This is a genomic window from Citrobacter sp. wls708, from assembly GCF_005281255.1.
GTDB classification, from domain to species: Bacteria; Pseudomonadota; Gammaproteobacteria; order Enterobacterales; family Enterobacteriaceae; genus Citrobacter; species Citrobacter werkmanii.
Genome location: NZ_SZXE01000016.1, coordinates 329,390 through 355,059 on the forward strand (window position 1 = coordinate 329,390; position 25,670 = coordinate 355,059).

General features: G+C 51.5%; 16 protein-coding genes. 6 read left to right on the forward strand and 10 right to left on the reverse strand.

Annotated elements, in window-relative coordinates:
* Positions 1–81 precede the first annotated feature (81 nt).
* A complete protein-coding gene (locus tag FDW97_RS11330) occupies positions 82–9,420 on the forward strand; it encodes an autotransporter outer membrane beta-barrel domain-containing protein (protein WP_137351057.1) in 9,339 nt (3,112 codons plus the stop codon).
* A 145-nt stretch (positions 9,421–9,565) separates the two neighbouring features.
* Here the strand turns inward: FDW97_RS11330 and FDW97_RS11335 are convergent, their stop codons facing one another.
* From FDW97_RS11335 to rclA, 6 genes are all read right to left on the reverse strand, one after another.
* Positions 9,566–10,333, reverse strand: coding sequence for a bifunctional diguanylate cyclase/phosphodiesterase (locus FDW97_RS11335; protein ID WP_038638561.1), 768 nt, complete (start codon positions 10,331–10,333; stop codon positions 9,566–9,568).
* A gap of 99 nt (positions 10,334–10,432) precedes the next feature.
* The gene (locus FDW97_RS11340) at positions 10,433–11,014 is read right to left on the reverse strand and encodes a helix-turn-helix transcriptional regulator (protein WP_170973672.1); all 582 of its coding nucleotides are present in this window, start codon (positions 11,012–11,014) and stop codon (positions 10,433–10,435) included.
* Between the two features lie 21 nt (positions 11,015–11,035).
* On the reverse strand, positions 11,036–11,731 hold the full coding sequence (locus FDW97_RS11345; protein ID WP_085047572.1) for a flagellar brake protein: 696 nt from the start codon (positions 11,729–11,731) through the stop codon (positions 11,036–11,038).
* 568 nt (positions 11,732–12,299) lie between these two features.
* Positions 12,300–12,860: a reactive chlorine resistance membrane protein RclC gene (rclC, locus tag FDW97_RS11350; protein WP_038638553.1), complete on the reverse strand. Its 561-nt coding sequence runs from the start codon at positions 12,858–12,860 to the stop codon at positions 12,300–12,302.
* 11 nt (positions 12,861–12,871) lie between these two features.
* On the reverse strand, positions 12,872–13,102 hold the full coding sequence (gene rclB / locus FDW97_RS11355) for a reactive chlorine resistance periplasmic protein RclB (RefSeq protein WP_038643060.1): 231 nt from the start codon (positions 13,100–13,102) through the stop codon (positions 12,872–12,874).
* A 168-nt stretch (positions 13,103–13,270) separates the two neighbouring features.
* Positions 13,271–14,596, reverse strand: coding sequence for a reactive chlorine resistance oxidoreductase RclA (rclA, locus tag FDW97_RS11360; protein WP_121528727.1), 1,326 nt, complete (start codon positions 14,594–14,596; stop codon positions 13,271–13,273).
* Between the two features lie 235 nt (positions 14,597–14,831).
* Here rclA and rclR point away from each other — a divergent pair, with 235 nt between their 5' ends.
* Positions 14,832–15,686, forward strand: coding sequence for a reactive chlorine-specific transcriptional regulator RclR (gene rclR, locus FDW97_RS11365; RefSeq protein WP_085047574.1), 855 nt, complete (start codon positions 14,832–14,834; stop codon positions 15,684–15,686).
* A 52-nt stretch (positions 15,687–15,738) separates the two neighbouring features.
* Here the strand turns inward: rclR and FDW97_RS11370 are convergent, their stop codons facing one another.
* From FDW97_RS11370 to FDW97_RS11385, 4 genes are all read right to left on the reverse strand, one after another.
* Positions 15,739–18,882: a CusA/CzcA family heavy metal efflux RND transporter gene (locus tag FDW97_RS11370; protein ID WP_110498597.1), complete on the reverse strand. Its 3,144-nt coding sequence runs from the start codon at positions 18,880–18,882 to the stop codon at positions 15,739–15,741.
* Between the two features lie 11 nt (positions 18,883–18,893).
* Complete coding sequence (locus FDW97_RS11375; RefSeq protein WP_085047576.1) at positions 18,894–20,186, reverse strand: efflux RND transporter periplasmic adaptor subunit; 1,293 nt, start codon at positions 20,184–20,186, stop codon at positions 18,894–18,896.
* Between the two features lie 76 nt (positions 20,187–20,262).
* Complete coding sequence (cusF, locus tag FDW97_RS11380) at positions 20,263–20,610, reverse strand: cation efflux system protein CusF (protein ID WP_069323108.1); 348 nt, start codon at positions 20,608–20,610, stop codon at positions 20,263–20,265.
* Between the two features lie 32 nt (positions 20,611–20,642).
* Positions 20,643–22,025, reverse strand: a complete 1,383-nt coding sequence (locus FDW97_RS11385) for an efflux transporter outer membrane subunit (RefSeq protein ID WP_085047577.1) — start codon at positions 22,023–22,025, stop codon at positions 20,643–20,645.
* A gap of 195 nt (positions 22,026–22,220) precedes the next feature.
* Here FDW97_RS11385 and cusR point away from each other — a divergent pair, with 195 nt between their 5' ends.
* The 4 genes from cusR to FDW97_RS11405 all read left to right on the forward strand — a co-directional run bounded on the left by cusR (position 22,221) and on the right by FDW97_RS11405 (position 25,562).
* On the forward strand, positions 22,221–22,904 hold the full coding sequence (gene cusR, locus FDW97_RS11390) for a copper response regulator transcription factor CusR (protein WP_085047578.1): 684 nt from the start codon (positions 22,221–22,223) through the stop codon (positions 22,902–22,904).
* Complete coding sequence (locus tag FDW97_RS11395) at positions 22,894–24,345, forward strand: Cu(+)/Ag(+) sensor histidine kinase (RefSeq protein ID WP_137351059.1); 1,452 nt, start codon at positions 22,894–22,896, stop codon at positions 24,343–24,345. The genes cusR and FDW97_RS11395 overlap by 11 nt, the downstream gene beginning before the upstream one ends.
* Before the next feature lie 120 nt (positions 24,346–24,465).
* Positions 24,466–24,675, forward strand: coding sequence for a hypothetical protein (locus FDW97_RS11400; RefSeq protein ID WP_137351147.1), 210 nt, complete (start codon positions 24,466–24,468; stop codon positions 24,673–24,675).
* An 83-nt stretch (positions 24,676–24,758) separates the two neighbouring features.
* Positions 24,759–25,562 (forward strand): MBL fold metallo-hydrolase, encoded by an 804-nt coding sequence (locus FDW97_RS11405; RefSeq protein WP_137351060.1) that lies wholly within the window; start codon positions 24,759–24,761, stop codon positions 25,560–25,562.
* Positions 25,563–25,670: the final 108 nt, after the last annotated feature.

Below are 25,670 nucleotides of genomic sequence, written 5' to 3' on the forward strand. Positions count from 1 at the left end.
GTAGCGCATCCGCGGGCCAATCATAGCCAACAACTCAACGTATTAACACATACATAACAGGAATGTAGACGAGGGTTATATATGAACAAAGTTTACAGCATTATTTGGAACGCGGCGCTCGGCATCTGGGTGGTCGTTTCTGAATTAACTAAAGGCAAGAAAAAAAGTAGTTCACGTAAAACTGTCGCCGTCCTCGCTGCTGGCGCATTAAGCGGAGCGTCGATGATGGCCTCGGCTGATCCGATTATTGATATCGGCGATCATGATATTTCTACTGACTACCAGCGAGGAATTTCCGCTGGCGTTTATGAGGGAATTCATAACTACGGCTTCTTATATGAAGATAATACCACTGGTCAGGCGCTCAATATCAGCGGCGCGATCCCGACGATTACCCCTGGCCAAAGCGGCGTTGTTGAGTCAACGACTATCCGGGAGCTGCTGCAAACCGGCAAAATCACGCTTAAAGCTACCAGCCCTGACCAGAGCGTAAAAACAATCTCTACAGAGGAAGAGCTGGCAGAATACCTGACTCATACCCAGTCAGCGAAGCCTTCGCAAAGCACGGACTTTGATATTTTTGATCCGGCGCTCCCAGGAGAGCCAGAAACCATTAAAGTTTTTGATACCAGCGCGTTAGCCGGGTTTATCACTGAGTCACAAATCGGCGATGCTGTTTTAAATACGTATGATGCGCAACAAACGCAAATCTATAAGCAATTTGGCATCGCGTTGGCGACCAATGGCGCCACGGCCAATCTGAATATTGGCAACGATACGCTTCATGTACGTGACAAAGCCAATACCATCGAATTACTGGCTAAAGATTCCTCGCTGCTGGAAGCGCAAGGCGCCAACAGCCAGGTGAACTGGCAATCCGATAACTACATCAAATTTAACGCCGCCCCCGTTATTCCGACCAAAACGTTTAACGGTTCCAGGACGACCTCCGTATTTGGCGGCGATGTAACGCTGATGACATATGGCTATAACGACGCTGGCGAGGTGATCGAAACGGGGGAAAAAACGTTCTCAATTACCACGGCTGCGGAACTGGCTGAGTTCAATAGCTGGTTGTTAGGCGAAAGCGATGATGCCGCGCAAAAACCGGATGGACAAAAAGTCAGTCAGATCCAGTTGTGGCTGGATGTTGAAGACAGTCAAATCACAACCGTCTCCGCCGCGCAAGCGAAGTATGCTGAGCTGATAGATGACTTACTGACTTCAGGTAAGTCATCTGATGTTATCTCCTGGGATTACGACGTCTGGACCGATGGCGAGTCGCATAGCAATAACACGACCGCCGAACGCGGTGAGCTACACGCTATCTATGCCAACGGCGCGGGTACCGCCGGTACGTTGAATAAAGATGCGATGATCGCCGTAGACGGCAGTATTAATGGCGTGATGAAAGCCATTGACGGCGGGGTTATCACTAACCTGGGCGAACTGAACGCATTGCGTACCTCTACCGGCCAGAGCCTGGCAATTGGCATGCTGGCGAAAGATGCGACGGCAACCAACCACGGAACGATTAACGCCGGGCTGTTTATTGATAAGGACGGTAACCAAAACGTCAACAGCTACGGTGCATTTGGCATGCAGGGGCAAGGCGCCAGCGTAATTACCAACGAAGGCACAATCAACCAGGCGATTACTACCGATAACTTCGGTACCGCTTCTGCTGCCGATCCCTGGAGTAAAGACGATCCCGAGACTTCGTTGACGCTGGCCATTGGTATGCAGTTGTCCAACGACGCGCAAGGCACTAATAACGGCGATATCAATATCGTCAACGGACACAAAAACAATAACCCCTTTGGTAACGGCACCGCCTTTGGCGTAGAAGTCGCCGACAACGCCACATTTACCAACACCCAGAATGCCTCTATTTACCTTGGCCGCGATGCTAATAACTCCTCCCAGGATGCCATACTGCCAGGCGGTTCCAGCCCAAGCGCCGGTATCATGACCAAAAGCGCCAAAGAGGTGATTAACAACGGTCTCATCACCCTTGGCGTCGGCATACGTAACGCCGCCGGGATCCTGATCGGCAATGCAACAGGTAATGTGCTGAATACCGGCACTATCGCAATCAATGGCGATGGCCGTGGAGGCACCAGCAAGAACTACGGCATCACTGTGCGTGACAGTGGCGCAGAGAATGGTCAGATCATTAGAAATGACGGCAAAATTAACGTTAATGGCAACAATAACGTCGGGATCCACGTCAGCGCCAATAAGAAAAATGCCGAAGTCACCACCAGCGCTTCTGGTTCTATCGTAGTAGACGGTGACGGCGGCGTCGGTAACCGAAACTATGCTATTTGGGCAGAAGGCGGCACCAACGGTCAGGCAACGGTCAATGTCTATTCTGATATCACCCTGAATCAGGCAGGTAACATCGGCGTACACGTGCGTGATAACGCCATCGCTAACGTCGATAGTCTGAGTAGTCCGGCGTTCAACAACACCGATCAGATTGGTTATTACCTGTATGGTAAAGGCGCGACCGCCAATATTGGGCAGGCGGTGATGAATGACAACGGCCAGGATCGCACCACTATTTTCCGTATCGCCAATGGCGCATTGTTGGCCGGTAATACGACTAACCCGAAAGATCAGTCTACTTCTGACCTGAATCTGACGCTCAGCGGCAACAATTCTGTTGGCGTGCTCGCCACCGGCGCAGGCAGTAGCGTAGATACCGGGGAAGCGACGTTTACCGTTAAGGGCACCAACTCCGCAGCGCTGGTCATCGAAGGCGGCGCCAACGGTACCATCAGCGATAAAACCACCATCAATTTAACCGGTGAAAGCACCGTTGCCGGGGTGGTGGATGGTCAGGCGCATCAATTGAATGGCGACACGCAGGGGAATGCCACGAGCACCACCCTCACCTCAAACGCGAAGATTATCTCTGAAGCCAGCGGCAACAAGGTTATTGCCTATGTGGCGAGAAATCTGGGCAACCTGCTCCTCGATACCAAAGCGATCATCGATCTGGCCAGCGTCGACAGCATCGGCGTTGATGTGCAACAAGGCGGGAACTTAACCAATAACTCCTCCAGCGCCCTGCATGTCAGCAACGGCATCGGCGTACGCGCCTCAGGCTATAACGCGCAGATTAGTAAGCTGGGCAAAATTCAGGTTGATGATGGTACTGCTGGCGTTCTGCTGACCCAGGGGGCCAGTCTGCTGATCAACGGTAAAACTGGCGACAGCATTACCACTAATGGATCTGCTGACGGTATTCGTCTGGCCGAGGGCGCAGGTGCGCTGGCCGCGCAAAGCGTGATGATTCGCGCTGAGGGGACTGGTGCCGGTATTCAAAACGATGCCAACAACACCAATATCACACTGCGTGATGTCACTATCGATTCCAACGATGGTCCAGGGATCCGCACCAGCGTCGCGCTGACCATGAACGATGGCCTGAACAACATCCTCAACGTCAACGGGAAAGGTACCGGTTTCGCCTTTGAGCAGCGCAATGGCGACGCGGTGACGGGCGATCTGACCATCGGCAAAGGCTATACCGTTGAGGTGCGAAACAGCGAAGGTAGCGGTATCCGCGCCAACACGGATGGCCAGGTCACGACCAGTGCCGACATCAACGTACATAACAGCGCAGGCGGTTCTGCGATCATTGCGAAAAACGTCAGCGCATTAACCAACAGCGGGAAGATTATTTCTGCCAGCACGACCTCACCGGTGATTGACGCCAGCGGCGACAGCAAGAAAAAAATCACCAATACCGGTACCCTTCAGGCCATCAACGACACGGCGGTGGCTATTCAGTCTGGTAAAGGCAATGACACCATTGATATCAGCGGCGGTATCACCAGCGGCGTAATCAATACCGGCGAAGGCAGAGATACCTTCAACTGGCGCAGCGGTTCCTATGCGGGCGAAGTGAATTTCGCTGGCACTGGCGGCAACAATAAAGCCAACATCGGCAATGTAATACTGGATAAAACGCGCCACATCATTACCGCTGCGGGTACGGGCAATGCCCTCACCTTCACCAATACGAAAGATGCGAAGATTGGCACGCTTGCCAGCGACAACCTGAATACCGGCACCAACATTGGCACCGGCTGGGATTCCCTGACCATCAGCGGATCAAACGCGGATGTACGCATCGTTGAAAACCTGAGTCTGGCGAGCAAAACCCTTGCCGTAAACAATGGCGCAACGCTGCGCACCGGCGATCACATTGAGCCGACCAGTACTGCCGCCAGCATTGGCGATTACGATGTGACGACCCAAGGCGCAGGCAGCAGGGTTATCTTCGATACCCTGGGAGATGCGTCAGCGGCGCAGATCTATCGTGGCATCATCAGCGGCGACGGGAAATTTGAACGTGCGGCGGGCGGCACCACGGTGTTTACCGCCAACAACAGCTACACCGGCTCTACCACCATCGCGCAAACCGGTACGTTGCAGTTGGGTGACGGCGGCAATGAGGGCGAAGTCAGCGCCGTATCTGACATCATCGACAACGGCGTGCTGGCGATCAACCGCGCCAACAACGTCCTGCTCAACGGGGTGATCTCTGGCATCGGCGCGCTGCAACAAATCGGCGGCGGCATTACCCGTCTGAACGGCAATAACACCTATACCGGCGATACCACCGTCACCAACGGTACGCTGCTGGTGAATGGCGATCAAAGCGCGGCGCGCGGCGCAACGACCGTCAGCGGCACATCCACACTTGGTGGGAATGGCATTATCGGCGGCAATGTATTGATGAACGATGCCACCACCCTCAGCGCGGGTGATGGCGGTGCAGGTACGCTCACCATTAACGGTAATCTGCAGCTTGGCAGCAAAACGACCTCCGCTTTCGAACTGGGCAACGCTTATACGCCAGGCGGTGCATTAAACGATCTGGTCAACGTCGCAGGCGATCTGCAGCTTGACGGAACCCTGGATGTTACCACTTCACAGGGCGGTAACTTCGGACCAGGCGTATATCGTATCTATAACTACGGCGGCACGCTGGATAACCAGACGCTTGAGCTGGGCGTAATACCGGACAGCCAGGATAAGAGTAATATTTTTGTCCAGACCTCTATCGACAAACAGGTCAACCTGGTGAATGCCAACGGCGTTACCCTGCAGTTCTGGGACGGCGCAACCGTCAATCAGAGCCATGGCGCATCGGGCATTGAAGGCAACAGCAAAATTGATGGCGGCGATGGCAAATGGATGGCGATCGGCAGCCAGGGAGATAACAACTGGACTACGGCAACCGGTGAAGGTAACGCCCCCTGGGCGCAGAAATCCTTTGCCGTCTTCACCACCAAAGGCGGAACCGTTACCGTGGATAACGCCGCGGGCGAAGTTAACTTCTCCGGGGCACAGTTTGACGCCGATGGCTATATCGTTAAAGGCGATGCGCTTAACGCGTATGCCACCACAGAAAACGCGACCCATGCAGGCCAGACGCCAGGCACCGGTGAACTGCTGCTGCGCGTTGGTGCCGGTGGCGCGGGTCAAAACTTTACCGCGGCCATTGAGTCCGTGATCCGCGAAGCCAGCACGACTGACAAACTGACGCTGGTGAAAACCGACCTTGGTCGTCTGATCCTCAGCGGTGATAACGAGTATCGCGGCGGCACACGCATTGATGGCGGTACGTTGCAGATTTCCTCTGACAGCAACCTCGGCCAAAGCGGAACCGATCTGGTTATTAACAACGGCTCCACCCTGCAGATGGGTGCGGACCTGACCAGCAATCGCACTATCGAGCTGGGAGCGAGTGATAACGCGGCGGTGTTTGACCTCAATTCGCGCCACTTCACGCCAGCCGGTGAGATTACCGGCGACGGTAAACTGAAAGTCACCAGCAGCTCAAGCGATGCGGGCAGCACCTTGTCGCTCGATCGCGCCAACAGCTACAAAGGCGATACCGAAATCGCCGGTACGGGTAATGCCAACAATGTCACGGTCAACGTCAGCAAAACCGGGGCCTTTGGTAGCAATGAAAGCAGCACCGTGAACGTCAATAAGGGGGCGACGCTCAATGTCAGCGGGACAGATACCAGTCTGAAATCCCTGACCATGAACATCGCCGACAGCCTGTTAACGCTGGCGGATAATGTCACCGCCGCAAGCGCCAAACTCAACCTGACTGGCGCTGCAAAAGCGCTGTTAACCGACAACGCCACCGCAGGCAACGCGACGGTTAACGTGGCAAAAGACAGTACGCTGGCTTTGGAAGAGAATGCCAGCGGCGGCAATGCCAGCGTGAATAACAGCGGACTGATGACCTTTGCCGACCTGGCGATGGCGGAAAATACCGTCGTTAAAAACCTGGTGGGCGGTAAGGTCGATATCAGCACGGTCGACAGCGCAACCTCTATCGGCTCGTTGTCCGGCGCGGGGAATGTCGAATTGGGCAATAAAGCATTGTCGCTGGGGAATCTGCAACTTGATGACACCATCAGCGGCATTATCAGCGGTAACGACGGTAGCCTGGTGAAAATCGGTGACGGCACCTTAACGCTGACAGGCGATAACACTTATACCGGCACCACGGACGTCAATGAAGGCGTGCTGCTGGTCAACGGCAACCAGTCTGCCGCGACCGGTCAGGTAACGGTTAAATCCGGCGCGACGCTCGGCGGGAACGGTATTATCGGCGGCGCGGTTGACGTGCTGGACGACGGTCATATTACAGCTGGCGCCGCCATCAACAGCGTGGGTAAACTGACCACCGGTTCACTGACGCTGAGTGATAACGCCCAACTGGATTATCAGTTTGGTCAGGCTTATACCCCAGGCGGTGCCTTCAACGACCTGATTGATGTGAATGGCGACCTGACGCTCGACGGTAAGCTCAATATCGAGACCTCTCCGGGCGGCAGCTTTGACGTGGGCGTTTACCGCGTCATCAACTACACCGGCACCTTGACCAACAATGTGATGGACATTGCCAACGCGCCGGAAGCCGCAGACAGCCTGTACGTGCAAACCTCGGTTAACAACCAGGTTAACCTGGTCAACCATGCCGGACTGACGCTGCGCTTCTGGGACGGTACCGGCGGTGAGAATGGCGAGCTGAAAAACAACGGCGTCATCAACGGCGGCGACGGTATCTGGCAATCCAGCCAGGGTAACGACAACTGGACCACGGATGAATCCACGCCAGAAGGCGCGCTGAATGCACCGTTTACCGATGCCGCCTTCGCGGTCTTCCAAGGTGAAGCGGGCAACGTCACCGTCGATAACAGCAAAGGCGACGTTATCATCAGCGGCGCACAGTTCGCCACCGATGGCTATCGCGTGGGTGGTGAGGCCATTACCACCGACACAGCGAACACGCTGATTCGCGTCGGCGATGGCACGGTAGACGGCGCAAACTACACCGCAACTATCGACAGCGTGATCCGCGGTACCGGCGGCCTGAATAAAGGTGATCTCGGGACGCTGATCCTCACTGGCGACAACACCTACAGCGGTGGAACCACCATCACCTCAGGTACGTTGCAGGTGGCGGGTGATACCAACCTTGGCGCGCCAGAGACGGGGATTACCTTCAACGGCGGTACGCTGAAGTATGGCGAAGCATTTGATACCGCCCGTCAGGTGACGCTGGAATCCGGCGGCGGGACATTCGATACCAACGGACATAACGTTTCCCTGCTGACGGAAGTCGAAGGTAATGGTCATCTGACCAAAACCGGTAAAGGCTCCCTCACCCTGACGCTGGATAATACCTACACCGGGGGCACTACCATCGAACAAGGCGTTTTACAGCTGGGTAATGGCGGTAACATCGGCAGCATTCAGGGAGATATCGTTGATAACGGCGTACTCAAGGTTGATCGCGCGGATACCCTGGCGTTAACGGGCAATATCAGCGGTAAAGGCCAGTTGCACCAGACCGGCAGCGGTATTACGGAACTGCAAGGTGAAAACAGCTACAGCGGCGCAACGTTGATTGCCAACGGCGTACTGCAGGCGGGTAATACCAACACCCTGAGTAGCGCGTCACACCACTACGTTGTCGCTGACACCATGTTGAACACGCAGGGATACAACCAGACCGTCGCAGGCCTGAGCAACGGCGGTGATGTCTCGCTCATCGGCCAGCAGACTGGCACAACGTTAACCGTCAAAGGGGATTACGTCGGCGAAAAAGGGATCATCAACATGGCGGCCATTCAGAATGGTAGCGGTGCAGGTATTGCCGACCGTCTGATTATTGATGGCGGTAAAGCCAGCGGAAGTACGCTGCTGGACGTTGATGGTTCTGGCCTCGGCGCACCGACCGTCGGGGATGGTATCGAGGTGGTCACGGCCCTCAATGGCGCTACCACCACCGCGCAAACGTCGCGCGACGCCTTCCACCTGGCCGCCGATCGTATGGCAGCAGGCGCGTTTGAGTACCAACTGCATGCGGGTAATGCTCAGGGTCAGGGGGAAAACTGGTATCTGAGAAGCGAATATCGTCCGGAAACCATGCTGTATTCAGGCCTTGCCAGCGTCGTGCGTCAGGGTGACATTAGTCTGCTGGGTAACATGCACCAACGTATGGGCGACGAGGTTAAACCGGGCATTGATGAAGATAATCGCGCCTGGGCGAGAATGCTTGGTTACTCCGGTAAAACCAAACTGGACGATGCGGCCGGTACGCAAACCAGCTCCCATACTATGGGTATCCAGGTCGGCGTCGATATGTATGCTAACGAAAGCTGGAAAGCCGGGATGTATACCAGCATCCTTGACATCGACAGCAATGTGAAAGGCACGAAGACGGGTAGCGACGGCAAAGGCGGAAACATCGATGACAATGCGTTTTACGTCGGCGGTTACGCCACCTGGTTCTCGGGCGACGGGATGTATGTTGATAACGTCCTGCAGTACGGTAACCATAAATCTCGCCTGGCGGCGACCGGGAACAACGGTTCTTATACCGTCAAAGGCAACACGCTCACGGCGTCAACGGAGGTGGGTAAATCGTTCCGTCTGGGTTCAAGCGCCTGGAGTCTGGAACCTCAGGCTCAGTTAATCTACCAATACAGCGATTTTGATAATGGTCGGCTTGATGGTGTGACCCAAACGAAAGTGAAAATGGATACCGCTGATTCCTTTACCGCCCGTCTGGGCGTACGTCTGGTTGCTGACTATGACACCAACCATGGCAAATTCCAGCCGTATGGCAGGGTAAACGTCTGGCAGGGTCTGGGTTCAAAAGACAAAACGCACTTTAGCAATGCGGTCGCCACCACCACGCTCGAATCCTCACAGCAGTACTCCAGCACCGAAGTTGCGGCCGGTCTGTCCTGGTCAATCGACAGAAACGTGCAGGTCTACGGTGAACTGGGTACGCAATTCAGCAACGGTGGCAGTAAGTCGCAAGTTGAAGCACCGATCAATGCTTCCATTGGCTTTAAGAAATCGTTCTAAGCAGTCATAAACTCACCAGCCCTCTGTTCTGCAGGGGGCTTTTTTTTTGCCTTTCAGGGCTGCCAGATGCGCTACGCTTATCAGTCCTACGAACTTAACGACAACGCAGAACAATCAAGGGCTTGGGAAACGTAAAAAGGTGGGATTAATGATTATACTGCGTCAGGAGTAACGGGATTTCTTCTGCTAACACCGGCGGAGAAATGAAAAAGCCCTGAATTTTGTCACAACCAATCTGCGTTAAACGGTCCAGTTGGGACTGGGTTTCCACCCCTTCAGCAAGAACTTCAATGCCAAAATTGTGCGCCAGTGAAATAATGCCCTCAACAATCTTTGTCGATCGGGTATCGGGCTCAATGCCAGCAACAAATTCCTTATCAATTTTTAGGGTATCAAAAGGATACTTCAGCAGATAATTAAGATTTGCGTGACCGGTACCAAAATCATCAAGAGCGAGTTTAACCCCGATCTCCTTTAGCTCCAGCATATTGTTAACCGCTATCTGGCTGTCGCGCAGTGGTGACGTTTCCGTAACCTCAATTTGACATCGATAAGGCGGTAGTCCACAGAGGGTGAGATTACGTCTGACGCGTTGCGGTAAGAGAGGGTCACAAAATTCAAGTGCGGAAATATTGATTGATAATACAAGAGGATCGGGCCAGGACGTCGCCACATCCCAGGGGGTATGGGTAACCATGTCTTCAATTGAAATGATATTGCCGCTGTCTTCCAATAAGGTAATAAAAATATCGGGAGAGATCATCCCCATCTGAGGGCTGTTCCAACGCATTAATGCTTCAAATCCGCTAATTTGCTGAGTGTGCAAATTAAAAATGGGCTGATAAACCATATAAAACTGACTGGTATTCAATGCCTGTTCAAGCGCGGTGAGCACCTCGTTGGAATTAAACATTCCCTCTACCTCTACAAATCATAAAATTTAAAACCAGTCAGCATCGCTCCCGAATTATATCTACTATGATATGTTTTACATCAGAAAAGAATCACCAGACTAGGGTAAAAAAGACATCCGATGGGTGAATCTGACAATTAATTTATTTAAATCAGAAGTATTGTTCAGTCCCAACTTAGCGACGACGCGCATTTTATGAGCCTGAATGGTTTTATAGTTAAGGCTCACTAACTCAGAAATTTCTTTAGCGGTATAGCCACTTACCAGCAAACTCAGGATCTGCTGTTCCCTTTCGGTTAACCTTTTCTGCGAACGATACAGCCGGGGATTCCATTTCCCGACTGACAACGTCGCCAATTGACCGAAATCTCGCAGTGAAGATTTCTCAGTCAATACTATTGCTTTCTCAATATATAATAACTCCACGCATAATTTCGCCACCAAACTTTCAGCTACAATGACTACGACGTTATTATAGAACTTGAATCGATTTTTATTCAGAAACTGTACGACGTCTGAACACGGTTGTTCATTATTAATGATATTAAAAATCATGGTTTGATGCTGACATAATGATGACTGATGCAACATATCCTCAAACTGGAATGTTTGTACGGGTACATGTTTGCTGGTCAGGTAGGCGAACATACCGTTGCCCACAAAATTATCATTGCCACACATCAACATCCTGTTTACCGCTCCTTATAAGCTTCTGATCTTGTTACTCATTAAAAATTTGATAATAATTTTCTCGACTTCAGCCTCTTCACGACGATTTTTAAAATCGAACTCACACGAGATCTGATGACAGGAGTACAACTGATTATCCTCATCAAACTCATTGATCGTGACGACATCGATCACTTTTAAATCCAGCTGTAAACTGCCAAACGTATCAAACTCCAGTGAGGCATTTTTAATCACCGCATCTTTATAAACAAAGCGGGTATTTACATCTTTAACAATTAACGCACAGCCACCCTGAGAGATGTTTTTAATCCTGAAAGAGTAGTTTTCTCCGTTTTTGTAACGACCAAAACAGAAAAAGTCATAACCCTTCAGGAAGGAAAAACGCTGATTTTGTCGCTGCTGGGCAAAGAAAATCATATCCGGGATGAGGTAGGATAATCCTGCCTCCGCACCTGCGGGTGGGGTTTGTTCAAATCTGGCACTAAATTTTACAATCCCGCTTTCGCTGTGCAGGATAAAGTATTGGACCTTTTCAGGCACAATCTCTTCATGGCCGGAGATGACAAACCGTTCGAAATCGACCTTCTCTAGCTGTGTGATAACGCTACTGTTTTCGCATAAGACTTCCAGTTTCGTTTTCTTGTGCAGCTCTTCACGAAGGATAGCGATGATTTCAAACTTGTTGTCCTTTGCTAATCCAAAGCTCATTCTAAAACCCTTATTTCCATATTTAAGATATGTCCCGCTTTTGGTTACCCAAAAACGCGAGATCAGCATCCGCCCTGGTGCTTAATTACCATAGTGGATTCCATGTCAGACAGTTGGTTAAAAATTAAGTTTTTAACTATCTTTAGCCAATTATTGATACGTAAAATCATTTAATCAGGATAATTCTAGCTTAAGCCGCGCTTAAAACCACGCGAACTTATGGATTAACTATAACAAAAATGAATAATAATTTTATTTAAGATGCTGTTTTGAGATAACAAATAGCAAGAATTGCACAGAAAAAAACAAAGAAAAATGAAGGTGTTGGGATGGTTGGGCAATGCGCAGGTTGTCGCGCTTTTGTCGTCAGTGCGTATGATGCTTACATCTTCATATCATTAACTGCCAATACAGCCTGACGCGTGATTGTTATAAAGTGAATAATTACATTTTATATATTAAATAAATTTCCCTTAAGTCAGAAAAAAGCCAGCATCCTGCTGGCCCGGCAAATACCGAATAGAACTAGAGTGGCTTGCTACCTTACAGAGGGTACAACGTTAAAAATTCAATACCGCTGCTTAATTATTGATCGAGATGAGTCTGCGATGATCATCACTGCTCCCGCCAGCATTAGCGTGTCTTTCAATACCAGACGCCCGGCCCCGGACAAGTACGGAAAACCATGATGTAAATCGCCCAACGGCATTACCCATGCCTCTGGTGTGGTAATTAAAAAGGATAAGGTAACAATCGGCGTAGCAAATGCCAGTATGCCGCCAATTAATCCCAACCAACGGCTAACAGGATTTGCCAGCACCAATAAAGCGATAAGAACTTCGACTACGCCCAGACCATTGGAGAATGTATAGGTATTATTCGCCGCCTGCCATTCACGCTCCTGTGGCTTAAACTCACCTTCGTGGGTTAAATGCTGCTTATACTCTTCTGGATGTTCATAAAAAAATGACATTACCGGGCTATTAGCAACAAATGGCGTAATACTGTCAGCTTCGTAAGGTACAAATTTTAATAACCCAATCCAGATAAAAACAATTGCAATGCTCAGGCGAATTAAGGTCAATCCAATTTTATCGCCCTTACTGAGTAAACGCAGATACTTTTCCATGCAGGCTCTCCTCACTTGTATAAAATTGCCGTTGCGTGAGTGCTGCCATCAATGCGCATTGAGGTGATTTTCCAGGACGTTGCATTATTTTCCTGCGCCAGTTTCGCAATAGCATCCTCTATCTCGGAAGGCGCACCAGATATGGCAGACACGCTAACATGGACAACTTCGGTTTGCGCCAATGCGGAAAATGTCACCGGTGCAGTCAGTAACGCGGTCATTAGTAACGTAGTTTTAAACATGTTCATTCCTATTTCCATTAAACAGTGATTTCAGTGGCAATATAATAAAACATGCCAATTTATTTTATTTCATCCAGGACGCCAGAATAACTGTCAATGAGTATCCAGCCGTTAAAAAGACAAAAAAAGCCCCACACGGGTGGGGCAAACATGCAGACTACGCTTTTATTATTTAACGAGAGAAAAGAGATCGTTTAATGATTCACTCATACTCGGATGGGTAAATATTTGATCGCGTAAGGTTGTATAGGGTAATCCTGCATCCATAACCGTCTTGATGATATTAATCATCTCATGTGAATCCACACATAATAGCGAAACACCTAATATCTGTTTCGTTTCACTATCCACCACCGCTTTAAGTACGCCGCGTGTGTCATCCATCACTCGCGCACGCGGAATCGCCGCGACCGGCAGCGTGACTACCTGCACAGAAGCACCGCTGGCGCGAGCCTGTTCTTCGGTCATCCCCACGCGGGAAAGCGGCGGCGTCATAAAGACGGAATACGGTACATTTTGACGATCGCCGGTGTGACGTCTCCCCTCGCCTGACAGGTTGTCACGCACAATGCGGAAGTCATCCAGTGAGATGTACGTGAACTGCAACCCCCCGGTAACATCGCCCATTGCCCAAATATTATCTGCCGAGGTACGCAAATATTTATTCACAATAATGGCGCCGCGGTCGTTTACATCCACACCCGCTTTCTGCAACTGCAGGTTTTCGGTCGCCGGTTTGCGGCCCGATGCCACCAGCAGCGCATCCACGGTCTGGACGCCTCCCGGCATTTTCACCTGTACCGCGCCGTCCCCGGACGAAACCGCCTGTACGTTGGCATTAAGGATAATCTCAACGCCTTTGTCGCGTAAAATCCTGGCGATAGCTTCGGCAATATCCCGATCTTCACGGGCTAAAAACAGCGGAGCGGCTTCATAAAGGGTAACTTTGCTGCCGAAGTTAGCAAACATTGATGCGAACTCCACACCAATGTAACCGCCACCCAAAATTCCCAGACGTTCAGGCCGTTGCGTCAAATTCAACAGCCCGGTGCTGTCAAACACCCCCGGTGTGGTGGTTAACCCTTCCACGTCTGGAACCGTTGACTGCGCGCCGGTATTAATAAAGATCTTCTCGCCGCTTAGCTCAATCGCGCCTGTTGACTGCACGACTCGCACAGTATGGTTATCGACAAACTCAGCACGACCGTCGATCACATCGACATTTTCCAGGTCGGCCAGATTATGGAAGTTTTTATCGCGCAGGAAACTGACAACGGCAGCCTTGCGCTGCATCGCCGCAGCAAAATCATGTTGAAGTTCAGCGTCATGTACCAGGGTTTTGGTTGGAATACAGCCGATGTTGATGCATGTCCCGCCATACATGGTGTTCGACTGTTCAACAATCGCCACCCGCCAGCCCGTTTTTGCCAGGGTAGCTGCCAGCGTTTTACCCGCTTTGCCAAATCCAATAATAATCGCCTGATACTGATTCATGCTCTCTCTCCGCCTGGTCACTGTTCATTTGTTGAACTGAAGTATAGGGGTAACCAGACAAGGGAAATGTATCCAGAACGCGCTTATTACTGTTAAATCGTCTAAATCACTTTTAACCTCTTTTCATGAAACACATAAGCATAATAAATTAACACCTTGAAGGTATTACTTTAATTTAAAATTGACGAGATAATTCCGCCAAACCAATAGTGATTAAAACTGCCCAGGAGTCTTCATGGATGCCCTTAGTCGATTACTCATGCTTAACGACCCGCAAGGCTCGATCGATCAAAACTGTTTGTTGAGCAGAAACTGGCAACTGCCGCATGCGGCGGGCGAGCTATCCGTTATCCGCTGGCATACAGTCACTCAGGGAGCAGCCCAACTTGACATGCCTGACGGGACATCTTTCACCCTGCGGCCAGGGACTCTTGTTATCCTGCCGCAGAACTCCGCCCATCGACTTTGCCAGTCCGGGGATGAACAAACGCATATCGTTTGCGGTAGCCTGCGACTGCACGCCACCTCACGCTATTTTTTAACCGCGCTACCGGAAGCACTGATTCTGGCGCCTGAAGAAAAGAGTCCCGTCAGCCATTGGCTCAAGGCCGTGATTGCGCTATTACAACAGGAATCCATTAGTGGGCTGCCGGGTTCCAGCGCTGTATGCAGCCAACAATGCGCCACGCTGTTCGCCTTAGCCGTTCGTGAGTGGTTAACCAGTGCATCGCCCGCACAAAACGTGTTGAATTTACTGCTGCACCCCAAACTCGGATCTGTGGTGTTTTTGATGCTCGAATCACCGTCCTTTGCATGGACCGTCGAAGAGCTGGCGAAGCGCGTACACATGTCGCGGGCCAGCTTTGCGCAATTATTCCGTGAAGTGTCAAACTCCACACCGATGGCAGTGTTAACCACTTTGCGCCTGCAATTCGCCGCTCAGATGTTGTCACGCGGATCGCAACCATTGATTGTGGTAGCTGAATCGGTGGGCTACGCCAGCGAGTCATCGTTTTATAAAGTCTTTCTACGCGAATTCGGCTGTACGCCGGGCGAGTACCGCAAACGCGTGAAAGCGCTGGAAGCATAGAGCTACGCCTGCTTCGGGGTACCAACCGAAGACAGGCGTATGATTGAGAAGGTTACTTTTGCTTGCGATGCCTGTGCAGCCACATCAGCTTATACGCAGCCGGAATGATAAATAGCGACAACAGCGGCGCGGTGATCATGCCGCCAATCATCGGCGCGGCTATGCGGCTCATCACTTCTGACCCGGCTCCCGTCCCCCACAAGATGGGCAACAGACCGGCGATAATCACCGCCACGGTCATCGCTTTCGGGCGCACGCGCAGTACAGCGCCGTGATATAACGCTTCATCCAGTTTATCCGCCGTAAAGGTTTGCGGGTTTTCCAGCGCAGGCTCTGCTTCAATGGCGTGACGCAGATACATCAGCATCACCACGCCAAACTCTGCGGCCACGCCGGCCAACGCAATAAACCCGGTTCCGGTCGCGACCGACATATGGAACCCCATCCAGTAGAGGAACCAGATGCCCCCTACCAGGGCAAAGGGGACGCTGGTGATAATCAACAGCGCTTCGCCAAAGCGACGGAAAGCCAGATAAAGCAGGACGAAGATAATCATCAGCGTCATCGGCACCATCAATTTGAGCTTATGGCTGGCGCGTTCAAGCAGTTCGAACTGCCCGGAGAACGCCACGCTGGTCCCCGGCTTTAACTGCACCTTTTCCGCGATCGCTTTTTGCAGATCGTTCACCACCGAAACCATGTCACGATCGCGGGCATCGATGTAAATCCAACTGGTGGGTCGCGCATCTTCTGTTTTTAACATTGACGGCCCAGAAACGACCGTGACATCCGCCACATCAGCCAGCGTGATTTGCTGTTTCATGGGGGTCAGAATGGGCAGATTACGCAGCGCTTGCGGGCTGTCGCGATAGCTCTGCGCATAGCGAAGGTTGATAGGATAACGCGCGATCCCTTCTACCGTTTCGCCCACCATCGCGCCCCCCACAGCGGAGGTCACAAACAGCTGTACATCGCCAACGGTCATGCCATAACGAGCCGCTTTCTCACGATTAATATCCACATTGAGATAGCGTCCCCCTACCAGACGCTCAGCTAACGCAGAGGCGACGCCTGGCACGGTTCTGGCCACCTCTTCAATTTGTTCCGCCGTCGCATCGATATCAGCCAGCACGTTACCTGACACTTTAATCCCGATAGGGCTTTTTATCCCGGTAGAGAGCATGTCGATACGGTTACGAATTGGTGGCACCCACAGATTCGCCAGCCCCGGCAAGCGCACGGTTTTATCCAGCTCGGCGATGATTTTGTCCATCGTCATACCCGGACGCCACTGATCCTGCGGCTTCAGTTGGATCGTCGTTTCAACCATTTCCAGCGGTGCGGAATCAGTTGCGGTTTCCGCTTTACCGGTTTTACCAAATACGCGCGCCACTTCAGGAACGGTCATGATCAGCTTATCGGTTTTTTGCAGCATGTCCGCCGCCTGCGCCGCCGAGATCCCCGGTAGTGTCGAAGGCATATACAGCAAATCGCCTTCATTAATCTGCGGCAGGAATTCACCACCGACTTTATTCAACGGGTAGATAACCGTCAGTATTGACAGCACCGCTACCAGGAGAGTGGTTTTGGGCCAGTGCAGCACCTTCAGCAATAGCGGATGGTAAATACGGATCAGAAAGCGGTTAAGCGGGTTACTGCTTTCCGCCGGTATTTTTCCGCGGATCCAGAATCCCATCAGGATCGGAATAACCACAATAGCCAGAAATGCCGCGCCCGCCATGGCATAGGTTTTGGTGAACGCCAGCGGACCAAACAGCCGCCCTTCCTGCCCTTCAAGGGTGAAAATAGGGATAAACGACAACGTAATTATCAGCAGGCTGATAAACAATGCCGGGCCGACTTCCACCGAGGCGTCAGTAATGACCTTCCAGCGCGTGGCGTTATCCAGCGTTTCACCCGGATGTTGATGCCCCCACTCTTCCAGCCGCTTATGGGCATTCTCAATCATCACGATTGCCGCATCAACCATCGCCCCGACGGCAATGGCAATTCCCCCGAGCGACATAATATTGGCGTTCAGCCCCTGGAAATGCATCACGATAAACGCGATACACAGCCCCAACGGCAGGGAAATAATCGCCACCAATGCCGAACGCAGATGCCACAGGAACAGCGCGCACACCAGCGCAACGACGATAAACTCCTCCAGTAGCTTGTAGCTCAGGTTATCAATGGCGCGATCGATAAGCTGACTGCGATCGTATGTTGTAACTACCTCAACGCCTTCCGGCAGGCTGCTTTTCAGGGTGTCGAGTTTGGCTTTAACGGCGGAGATCACCTCACGCGCATTTTTACCGGAGCGCAGGATAACCACCCCGCCCGCCACTTCGCCTTCGCCGTTCAGCTCGGCGATCCCGCGGCGCATTTCCGGTCCAATCTGAACGCGTGCCACATCGCGCAGATAAACCGGTACACCGTCGGCCCCGGTTTTCAGGACGATATTATTGAAATCATCAAGTGTTTGCAGATAGCCACTGGCGCGCACCATATATTCGGCTTCAGCCATCTCCACCGACGAGCCGCCCGCTTCCTGATTTGACGTATCCAGCGCAGATTTCACCTCCGCCAGGCTGATGCCATATTGCGTCAGCTTCATCGGGTCGATAACCACCTGGTACTGTTTAACCACGCCGCCCACCGAGGCCACTTCCGCCACGTTAGGAATCGTTTTTAACTCATATTTTAAAAACCAGTCCTGAAGAGAACGTAATTCCGCGAGGTCATGTTTTCCGCTGCGATCCACCAGCGCATATTCAAAGATCCAGCCGACGCCCGTGGCGTCCGGTCCCATTTCGGCACTAACGCCTGCCGGCAATTTTCCCTGCACCTGGTTGAGATATTCCAGTACGCGCGAGCGTGCCCAGTAAGGATCGGTGCCATCCTCGAAAATGACGTACACATAGGAATCGCCAAACTGCGAGAAGCCGCGCACCGTCTTCGCGCCCGGTACCGACAGCATGGTGGTGGTCAGCGGGTAAGTGACCTGATTCTCGACGATTTGCGGCGCCTGTCCGGGGTAGCTGGTTTTGACTATCACCTGGACATCAGAGAGATCGGGCAGCGCATCAACCGGGGTGTTAATGATGGTCCAGGTTCCCCAGATGCTGAGAAACAGCGCCCCCATCATCACCAGGAAGCGGTTTGCCACTGAACGGCGGATAATCCATTCAATCATTTATCATGTCCTCAATGTGAATGGGTCGCCTGGGCTGGCATCGCGCCTGCGTCTTGCGCACCACTGTGCTGGGCGCGCATACGGTCAAGGGCGCCAGAAATATTCGCCTCGGAGTCAATCAGGAACAGGCCGCTGGACACCACTTTTTCACCTTCGGCCAGGCCTGAGCGAATAGCCGTCAGCCCCTGAGATTCATGGAATACAGCAACCTGCTTCGGCACAAATCGACCTTCATGATCAACGGTAATCACCCGCTGTTCGGTACCCGTATCAATTAACGCTTTAGACGGGATCAGCAGCATCGGCTCGCTTTGCGTTTTCAATTGCAGGTAAGCATTCATTCCAGGCTTGAGCGCTTCGTCGGGGTTATCAACCTGCAAACGCAGCTGGAGGGTACGCGTGGTAGCATCAACGCTTGGCAAAATACTCCACTTACTGATGGTGAATGGCTTATCCGGCCAGGCAGGAACAGTGATGCGAAATTGCGAGGCATCTTTAATCAGCCAGGCAATAGATTCCGGGACCGACGCGCTGACCCATACCGGATCCATTCCCTGAATTTTCGCGACCACATTGTCTTTAGAAATATTCATGCCGGTACGCAAATCGAATGCGGTGATCACCCCATCAATGGGGGCTTTCAGGGTAAAGCGGGTCTGAATTTTACGCGTCGACTTTAAACGCTGGATATCCGCTTCCGGCATACCGGCAAGGCGTAATCGCTCCAGAATCCCTTCCACCTGCGTCGCGCTGCCGCCGGTCTCGCGCAGCAGCAAATATTCGCTCTGCGCCTCAACCCAGTCAGGAATCGTCAGGTCAATGAGCGGAGAACCCTTCTTGATTTTGTCACCCACAGTGAGCGGGTAAACCTTCTCGATAAAGCCAGCGGAGCGTGCCTGGACAATAACAAACTGGTATTCGTTATAGCTCACGTTAGCCGGGAAAGTTTGCGCATAGTGCAGTGGTCCCCGACGCACGGGTTCCGTTTTTAGCCCCAGATTCTGGGTCTGAGTGGGATCGATGCGCACGCCAGGTGCTGACGCGCTTGCGGTCTCTTCATCGGCATATTTCGGGATTAAATCCATATCCATGAACGGCGATTTGCCCGGCTTGTCAAAACGCGTATTCGGATACATGGGGTCATACCAGAACAGAACTTTTCTGGCTTCTTTTGGCGAAGCCTGTCCGGTTTCGGTCGATACTTTTGCGGATGAATAATAAGTATAAACACCGACAGAAATAATCCCACCTGCAATCATGCCAGCGAGAATAAGCGCGGTATTTTTAATATTTAAAGACGCCATAATGATTTCCATTGCGCGATAATCTCACCCGCGCTCGCAAGAACCCGGGCAAGAATTAAAGAGACCAGCGAGAACGTTATTTACTGATGTGAATATCGCGTAACACAGAGAGATTTCCCTGTTGAACAAACGTAAACGCGACCTTATCGCCCGGTTTAATATCGTCAGCCCTGGTGTCGGCCACCAGCGTAAAACGCATCGTCATCGCCGGCCAGTTCACCGCCGGAATAGGATCATGTTTAATCGTGACTTTTTTACTTTCCATATCAACAGCTTCAATCACTCCAGTCGCGCTAATGCGTTGTTCCTGTTGAGCCGCCGGCTGCATACTCATCATCTCGCCATGTTGATGCTCATTGGCCTGAGCGTTAAATATGACCACAGAGAAAAGGCTTAACAGCACGGCTTTGGCGGTAGTATTCATAGTTGATGCTCCTGAAAAGTTAATATTAAGGTTTACTCCACCCAACCGCCGCCTAAGGCAGCAAACAGCTTAATTTCATTAACCTGCTGGGCGTAATTAAGATCGAGCAGCGATTGCTGCGTGGCAAATAAAGAACGTTCGGCGTCCAGAACTTCGATATAGCTAACCGCGCCATTCTGATACAGCGCTCTGGCACGTTGTAGGGTGATTTGCAATGACGTCAGGTAGCGCTGCTGGCCGCTAATTTGATCGGCAATGCTTTGACGCAACGCCAGCGCATCGGCCACCTCTTTAAATGCGCCCTGAATTTTTTGTTCGTAATTCACCACCGACTGCTGTTGGCGAATTTCAGCCAGATCAAGATTGGACTGATTACGTCCGGCGTTAAAAATTGGAATATCTATTTTGGGGACAAAATTCCACATGCCGCTGGCAGCATTAAACAAGCTGGAGAGATCGCTGCTGCTACTGGACACGGAGCTGGTCAGAGTAATCGACGGGAAAAATGCCGCCCGCGCGGCACCGATATTGGCATTCGCCGCCATTAATCCGTGCTCAGCTTCCATAATATCCGGACGCTGTAACAGTATTTGCGACGAGAGTGATGGCGGCAGCGTAACCGGTTTAATATCTCCGCGACTGCGCGCCCTATCGTCGGGTAATTTTCCGTAGGTACCCAGCAACAGTTGCAGCGCGTTGTTGGCCTGCGCCAGTTCACCTTTACGCTTCGCGATTTCGCTGCGCGTACTTTCAATCACGCCCCGCGCCTGTTCCAGCGCCAGTACATTAGTGCTACCGGTGACCAGTTGTTTTTCAACAAAGGCGTAGGAACGCTGATAGTTTTGCAGCGTTTCTTCGGCAATTTGCAGTTGTGCATAAGCCAGACGCTGATTGAAATAACTTTGCGACACGTTAGAGATTAATGAGATATGTATCGCCCGACGCGCCTCTTCGCTGGCAAAGAAATTCTGTCGATCGGCTTCACTCATATTTTTCAGCCGACCAAAAAAATCCAAATCGAAACTGAGATTCAGTCCGGCCTCGAATTCGCGATCGGTGCTGCTGTCGCCTTTTAATTTACCGCTGTAGGTACCGCTGGATCCTGCCGTAATTTGCGGATAGCGGTCAGCGTCCGTGACGCCATATTGCGCTCGCGCCTCCTGAACCTTCAGCACAGCCATACGCAAATCGCGGTTATTGGCCAGCGCCTCACCAATTAGCACCTTAACCTGGTCGTCAACGAAGAAGGTCCGCCAACCGGTGTCCTGATAATTCCCCGAGGCTGACACCAGCGCATTCTGGCTTAAGGAGAATTGCTGTGGCACCGGCAAAGCCGGGCGCTGATAGTCCGGCGCTAATGAACAACCGGCGAGAACGAATATAGCGCTGAGGGTAAGAAGCTTAAATTTGCTCATAGTTCTTCACGTCCTGACCGGACTGATGACCCTAAAATATGTAGGAATTTATAGGGTTGTACTTTAACGAAGTGACTCTGTTTAACCGGTGACAGGAAAATGACAAAACTGTCATTTTCCCAATAACCGATTGCTATCCGATCCCGCTTCCCTAGAATTGAAAGTCCGCACAAGCAGTGCGAGAAGGAGAATGCGATGAAGATTTTGATAGTCGAAGATGAGAAAAAAACCGGTGAATACCTGACGAAAGGCCTGACGGAAGCAGGTTTTGTCGTGGATTTGGCGGATAACGGCCTGAACGGGTACCACCTGGCGATGACCGGCGATTACGATCTGCTCATCCTCGACATCATGCTGCCGGATGTAAACGGCTGGGATATCGTACGCATGCTGCGTTGCGCCAATAAAGGCATGCCCATTCTTCTCCTCACTGCGCTGGGTACCATTGAACATCGGGTTAAAGGTCTGGAATTAGGCGCTGACGATTACCTGGTCAAACCGTTTGCCTTTGCCGAACTGTTGGCGCGGGTCAGAACGCTATTACGCCGGGGCGCGGCGGTAATTGTTGAAAGCCAGTTTCAGGTCGCAGATTTAATGGTTGATCTGGTGAGTAGAAAAGTCACCCGCAGCGGGGCGCGCATCACCCTGACCAGCAAAGAGTTTACGCTGCTTGAGTTTTTCCTGCGCCACCAGGGAGAAGTTTTACCCCGCTCGCTGATTGCCTCTCAGGTCTGGGATATGAATTTTGACAGCGATACCAACGCCATCGATGTCGCCGTTAAGCGTCTGCGCGCCAAAATCGATAATGACTTTGAGCCGAAACTGATTCAGACCGTGCGCGGCGTGGGATATATGCTTGAGGTTCCTGATGGCCAGTAAACGATGGCAACGCCCTTTTTCCCTGGCGACGCGACTGACCTTTTTCATCAGTCTGGCGACTATCGCTTCATTTTTCGCCTTCGCATGGATAATGATCCACTCAGTGAAAGTACATTTCGCCGAGCAGGACATCAATGATTTACAAGAGATCAGCGCCACGCTGGAGCGTATTCTTAATCAACCGAACGAATCTGAACCACGCCGACTGGAAACGCTAAAAAACGTCGTGGCAGGTTACTCGAACGTCATTATTTCTCTGGAAGATAGCAATCAGAAGGCTATTTTTCATTCACCTGACGCCCCGGATCTTCGGCAATTTATCGCCAGTGCAAGGCCGGATAAAAATGCCCAAGCCCGCGATGTCTTTATTATATCCGGCCCCATACTGCAAACGCCCAAACATACGCACGGTCAGATGACATCATCAAACTGGCGCATGATTCGTTTGCCTGTAGGCCAGCTTGCCGATGGAAAACCGGCATATACGCTGTACCTGGCATTATCGATCGATTTTCATCTGCACTATATTAATGACCTGAAAAACAAGCTGATTATGACGGCATCACTGATTAGCATGATGATTGTTTTTATCGTGCTGTTCGCCGTTTATAAAGGTCATGAACCGATCCGTAATGTCAGTCGCCGCATCCAAAATATCACCTCGAAAGATCTCGACGTACGCCTCGACCCGCAAGCCGTACCTATTGAACTGGAACAGCTGGTAAGTTCGTTTAATCACATGATCGAACGCATCGAGGATGTTTTTAAACGTCAGTCGAATTTCTCAGCGGATATTGCCCATGAGATCCGCACCCCAATCACTAACCTGGTCACGCAAACGGAAATTGCGCTGAGCCAGACCCGTAGCCAAAAAGAGCTGGAGGACGTGCTGTATTCCAATCTCGAAGAATTTGGCCGGATGTCGAAGATGGTGAGTGACATGCTGTTTCTGGCGCAAGCGGACAACAATCAACTGATCCCGGAAAAGACCGCGCTCAATCTGGCTGATGAGGTCAGTAAAGTGTTCGACTTTTTCGAGGCCTGGGCAGAAGAGCGTGAGGTTAGTTTACGCTTTGAGGGACGCGAATGCTGGGTATCGGGCGATCCGTTAATGTTACGCCGGGCAATGAGTAATCTGCTTTCAAACGCCATGCGCTACACGCCAAAAGGCGAGTCAGTGACCGTGCGGGTGAAAGAGGCCGATGAACAGGTGCAGATAGTCGTTGAGAACCCCGGCCCGCCAATTCCTCCGCAACATCTTCCGCGGCTGTTTGACCGCTTCTATCGGGTAGATCCTTCCCGGCAACGTAAGGGAGAAGGCAGCGGTATTGGCCTTGCGATCGTGAAATCGATAGTCATTGCCCATCAGGGAAACGTTGCGGTGACATCTGATTCACATGCCACCCGCTTTATTCTGACGCTGCCCCGACATGCAATTTAATCTTTAGTGACGACGGTTAAGTCATTCCTGTTCTCTGACTTAACCGTCATATTCCTGTCACGTCGCTGACAGCGTGCGCTAATTATAATTTCTTCCGTTAACCCACACAGGAGAAATATGATGAATAAGATGTCCTCTTTTTTAGCTATCGCGTTTTTTATCTCAGCGGGCGTTAATGCGGCAGAAACGTCATCCCATGCACAATCATTTTCACAAATGAATGAACATGAAAAAGCGATGGTAGTACATCAGTCGACAAATAATGCTCATTCCTATGCCCATGAGCAGCAGGCCCAAAAACATCGTGCGCAGGCAAACAGTACGCAATAACGGATAACGCCAAAGGGCGCTGCGATCACAGCGCTCTCAAAAGCTGTGCGTTACAGTATGCCGTTTTAATACTGGAGTCAGGCATGGCTTTAACCCTCACGGTGTTGCTTGAAAACCGGCGCGCTGCTGGCGCAGATAAATCATTACGGGCAAAACCCGGATTAAGTCTGTTAATTCAGGATGAAACCACCAACATACTGTTTGATACCGGGCCGGATGACAGCTTCATTCTAAACGCCGCGCAAATGGGGATCGACCTGACACAATTAACCACCGTGGTGCTGTCACATGGTCATTACGATCATTGTGGCGGCGTCCCCTGGCTTGCCGATAACAGTCGTATTATTTGCCATCCTCAAATAGCCTGTGAGCGTTACGCGTCGATAACGCTTGCGGGAAAGCCGCGACAAATTAAAAAACTCTCCCGCGATAACGACTACTCTCGCCTGAATATGGAATACACCCGCGAACCGTTGGCGATTAGCGATCGTTTTTTGTGGTCCGGGGAAATTAGCGTATCCACACCGCAGGCCTACGGTGTTATTCACGAGAAAACACCTCAGCCGGATTACATCAGCGATGAAGGCGTATTGATCTATAAATCTGACCGTGGGCTGGTGATCATTACCGGTTGCGGGCACCGGGGAATAGAAAATATCGTCCGCTATTGCCAGAACATCACCGGCATTCGCAAAATTCACGCCCTCATCGGTGGGTTCCATTTACGCGCCGCCTCCCCCGCTAAGCTGTGGCGGACGCGGCAATTTATTAAGCAGCAGCAACCGGAAAAACTGCTCGGCTGTCATTGTACCGGTTCGTGGGGACGGTTGTGGCTACCGGGAATAAAAGCCCCGGCAACGGGGGATGTCATCGTGCTGGCGAACTAAAGGCGGTAAAACGTAGCCCACATCTGCATTAGAAAACGGGAACTTACGTTCCCCGTTTATCATTGACGACAATTATGCACGCAACCTTGATCTGGTCACTTATTATAC

Excerpts from the sequence above, each read along its gene's own strand:
- FDW97_RS11330 (WP_137351057.1), top strand. The coding sequence starts at position 82 with ATGAACAAAGTTTACAGCATTATTTGGAACGCGGCGCTCGGCATCTGG.
- FDW97_RS11335 (WP_038638561.1), bottom strand. The coding sequence starts at position 10,333 with ATGTTTAATTCCAACGAGGTGCTCACCGCGCTTGAACAGGCATTGAAT.
- FDW97_RS11340 (WP_170973672.1), bottom strand. The coding sequence starts at position 11,014 with ATGTGTGGCAATGATAATTTTGTGGGCAACGGTATGTTCGCCTACCTG.
- FDW97_RS11345 (WP_085047572.1), bottom strand. The coding sequence starts at position 11,731 with ATGAGCTTTGGATTAGCAAAGGACAACAAGTTTGAAATCATCGCTATC.
- rclC (WP_038638553.1), bottom strand. The coding sequence starts at position 12,860 with ATGGAAAAGTATCTGCGTTTACTCAGTAAGGGCGATAAAATTGGATTG.
- rclB (WP_038643060.1), bottom strand. The coding sequence starts at position 13,102 with ATGTTTAAAACTACGTTACTAATGACCGCGTTACTGACTGCACCGGTG.
- rclA (WP_121528727.1), bottom strand. The coding sequence starts at position 14,596 with ATGAATCAGTATCAGGCGATTATTATTGGATTTGGCAAAGCGGGTAAA.
- rclR (WP_085047574.1), top strand. The coding sequence starts at position 14,832 with ATGGATGCCCTTAGTCGATTACTCATGCTTAACGACCCGCAAGGCTCG.
- FDW97_RS11370 (WP_110498597.1), bottom strand. The coding sequence starts at position 18,882 with ATGATTGAATGGATTATCCGCCGTTCAGTGGCAAACCGCTTCCTGGTG.
- FDW97_RS11375 (WP_085047576.1), bottom strand. The coding sequence starts at position 20,186 with ATGGCGTCTTTAAATATTAAAAATACCGCGCTTATTCTCGCTGGCATG.
- cusF (WP_069323108.1), bottom strand. The coding sequence starts at position 20,610 with ATGAATACTACCGCCAAAGCCGTGCTGTTAAGCCTTTTCTCTGTGGTC.
- FDW97_RS11385 (WP_085047577.1), bottom strand. The coding sequence starts at position 22,025 with ATGAGCAAATTTAAGCTTCTTACCCTCAGCGCTATATTCGTTCTCGCC.
- cusR (WP_085047578.1), top strand. The coding sequence starts at position 22,221 with ATGAAGATTTTGATAGTCGAAGATGAGAAAAAAACCGGTGAATACCTG.
- FDW97_RS11395 (WP_137351059.1), top strand. The coding sequence starts at position 22,894 with ATGGCCAGTAAACGATGGCAACGCCCTTTTTCCCTGGCGACGCGACTG.
- FDW97_RS11400 (WP_137351147.1), top strand. The coding sequence starts at position 24,466 with ATGAATAAGATGTCCTCTTTTTTAGCTATCGCGTTTTTTATCTCAGCG.
- FDW97_RS11405 (WP_137351060.1), top strand. The coding sequence starts at position 24,759 with ATGGCTTTAACCCTCACGGTGTTGCTTGAAAACCGGCGCGCTGCTGGC.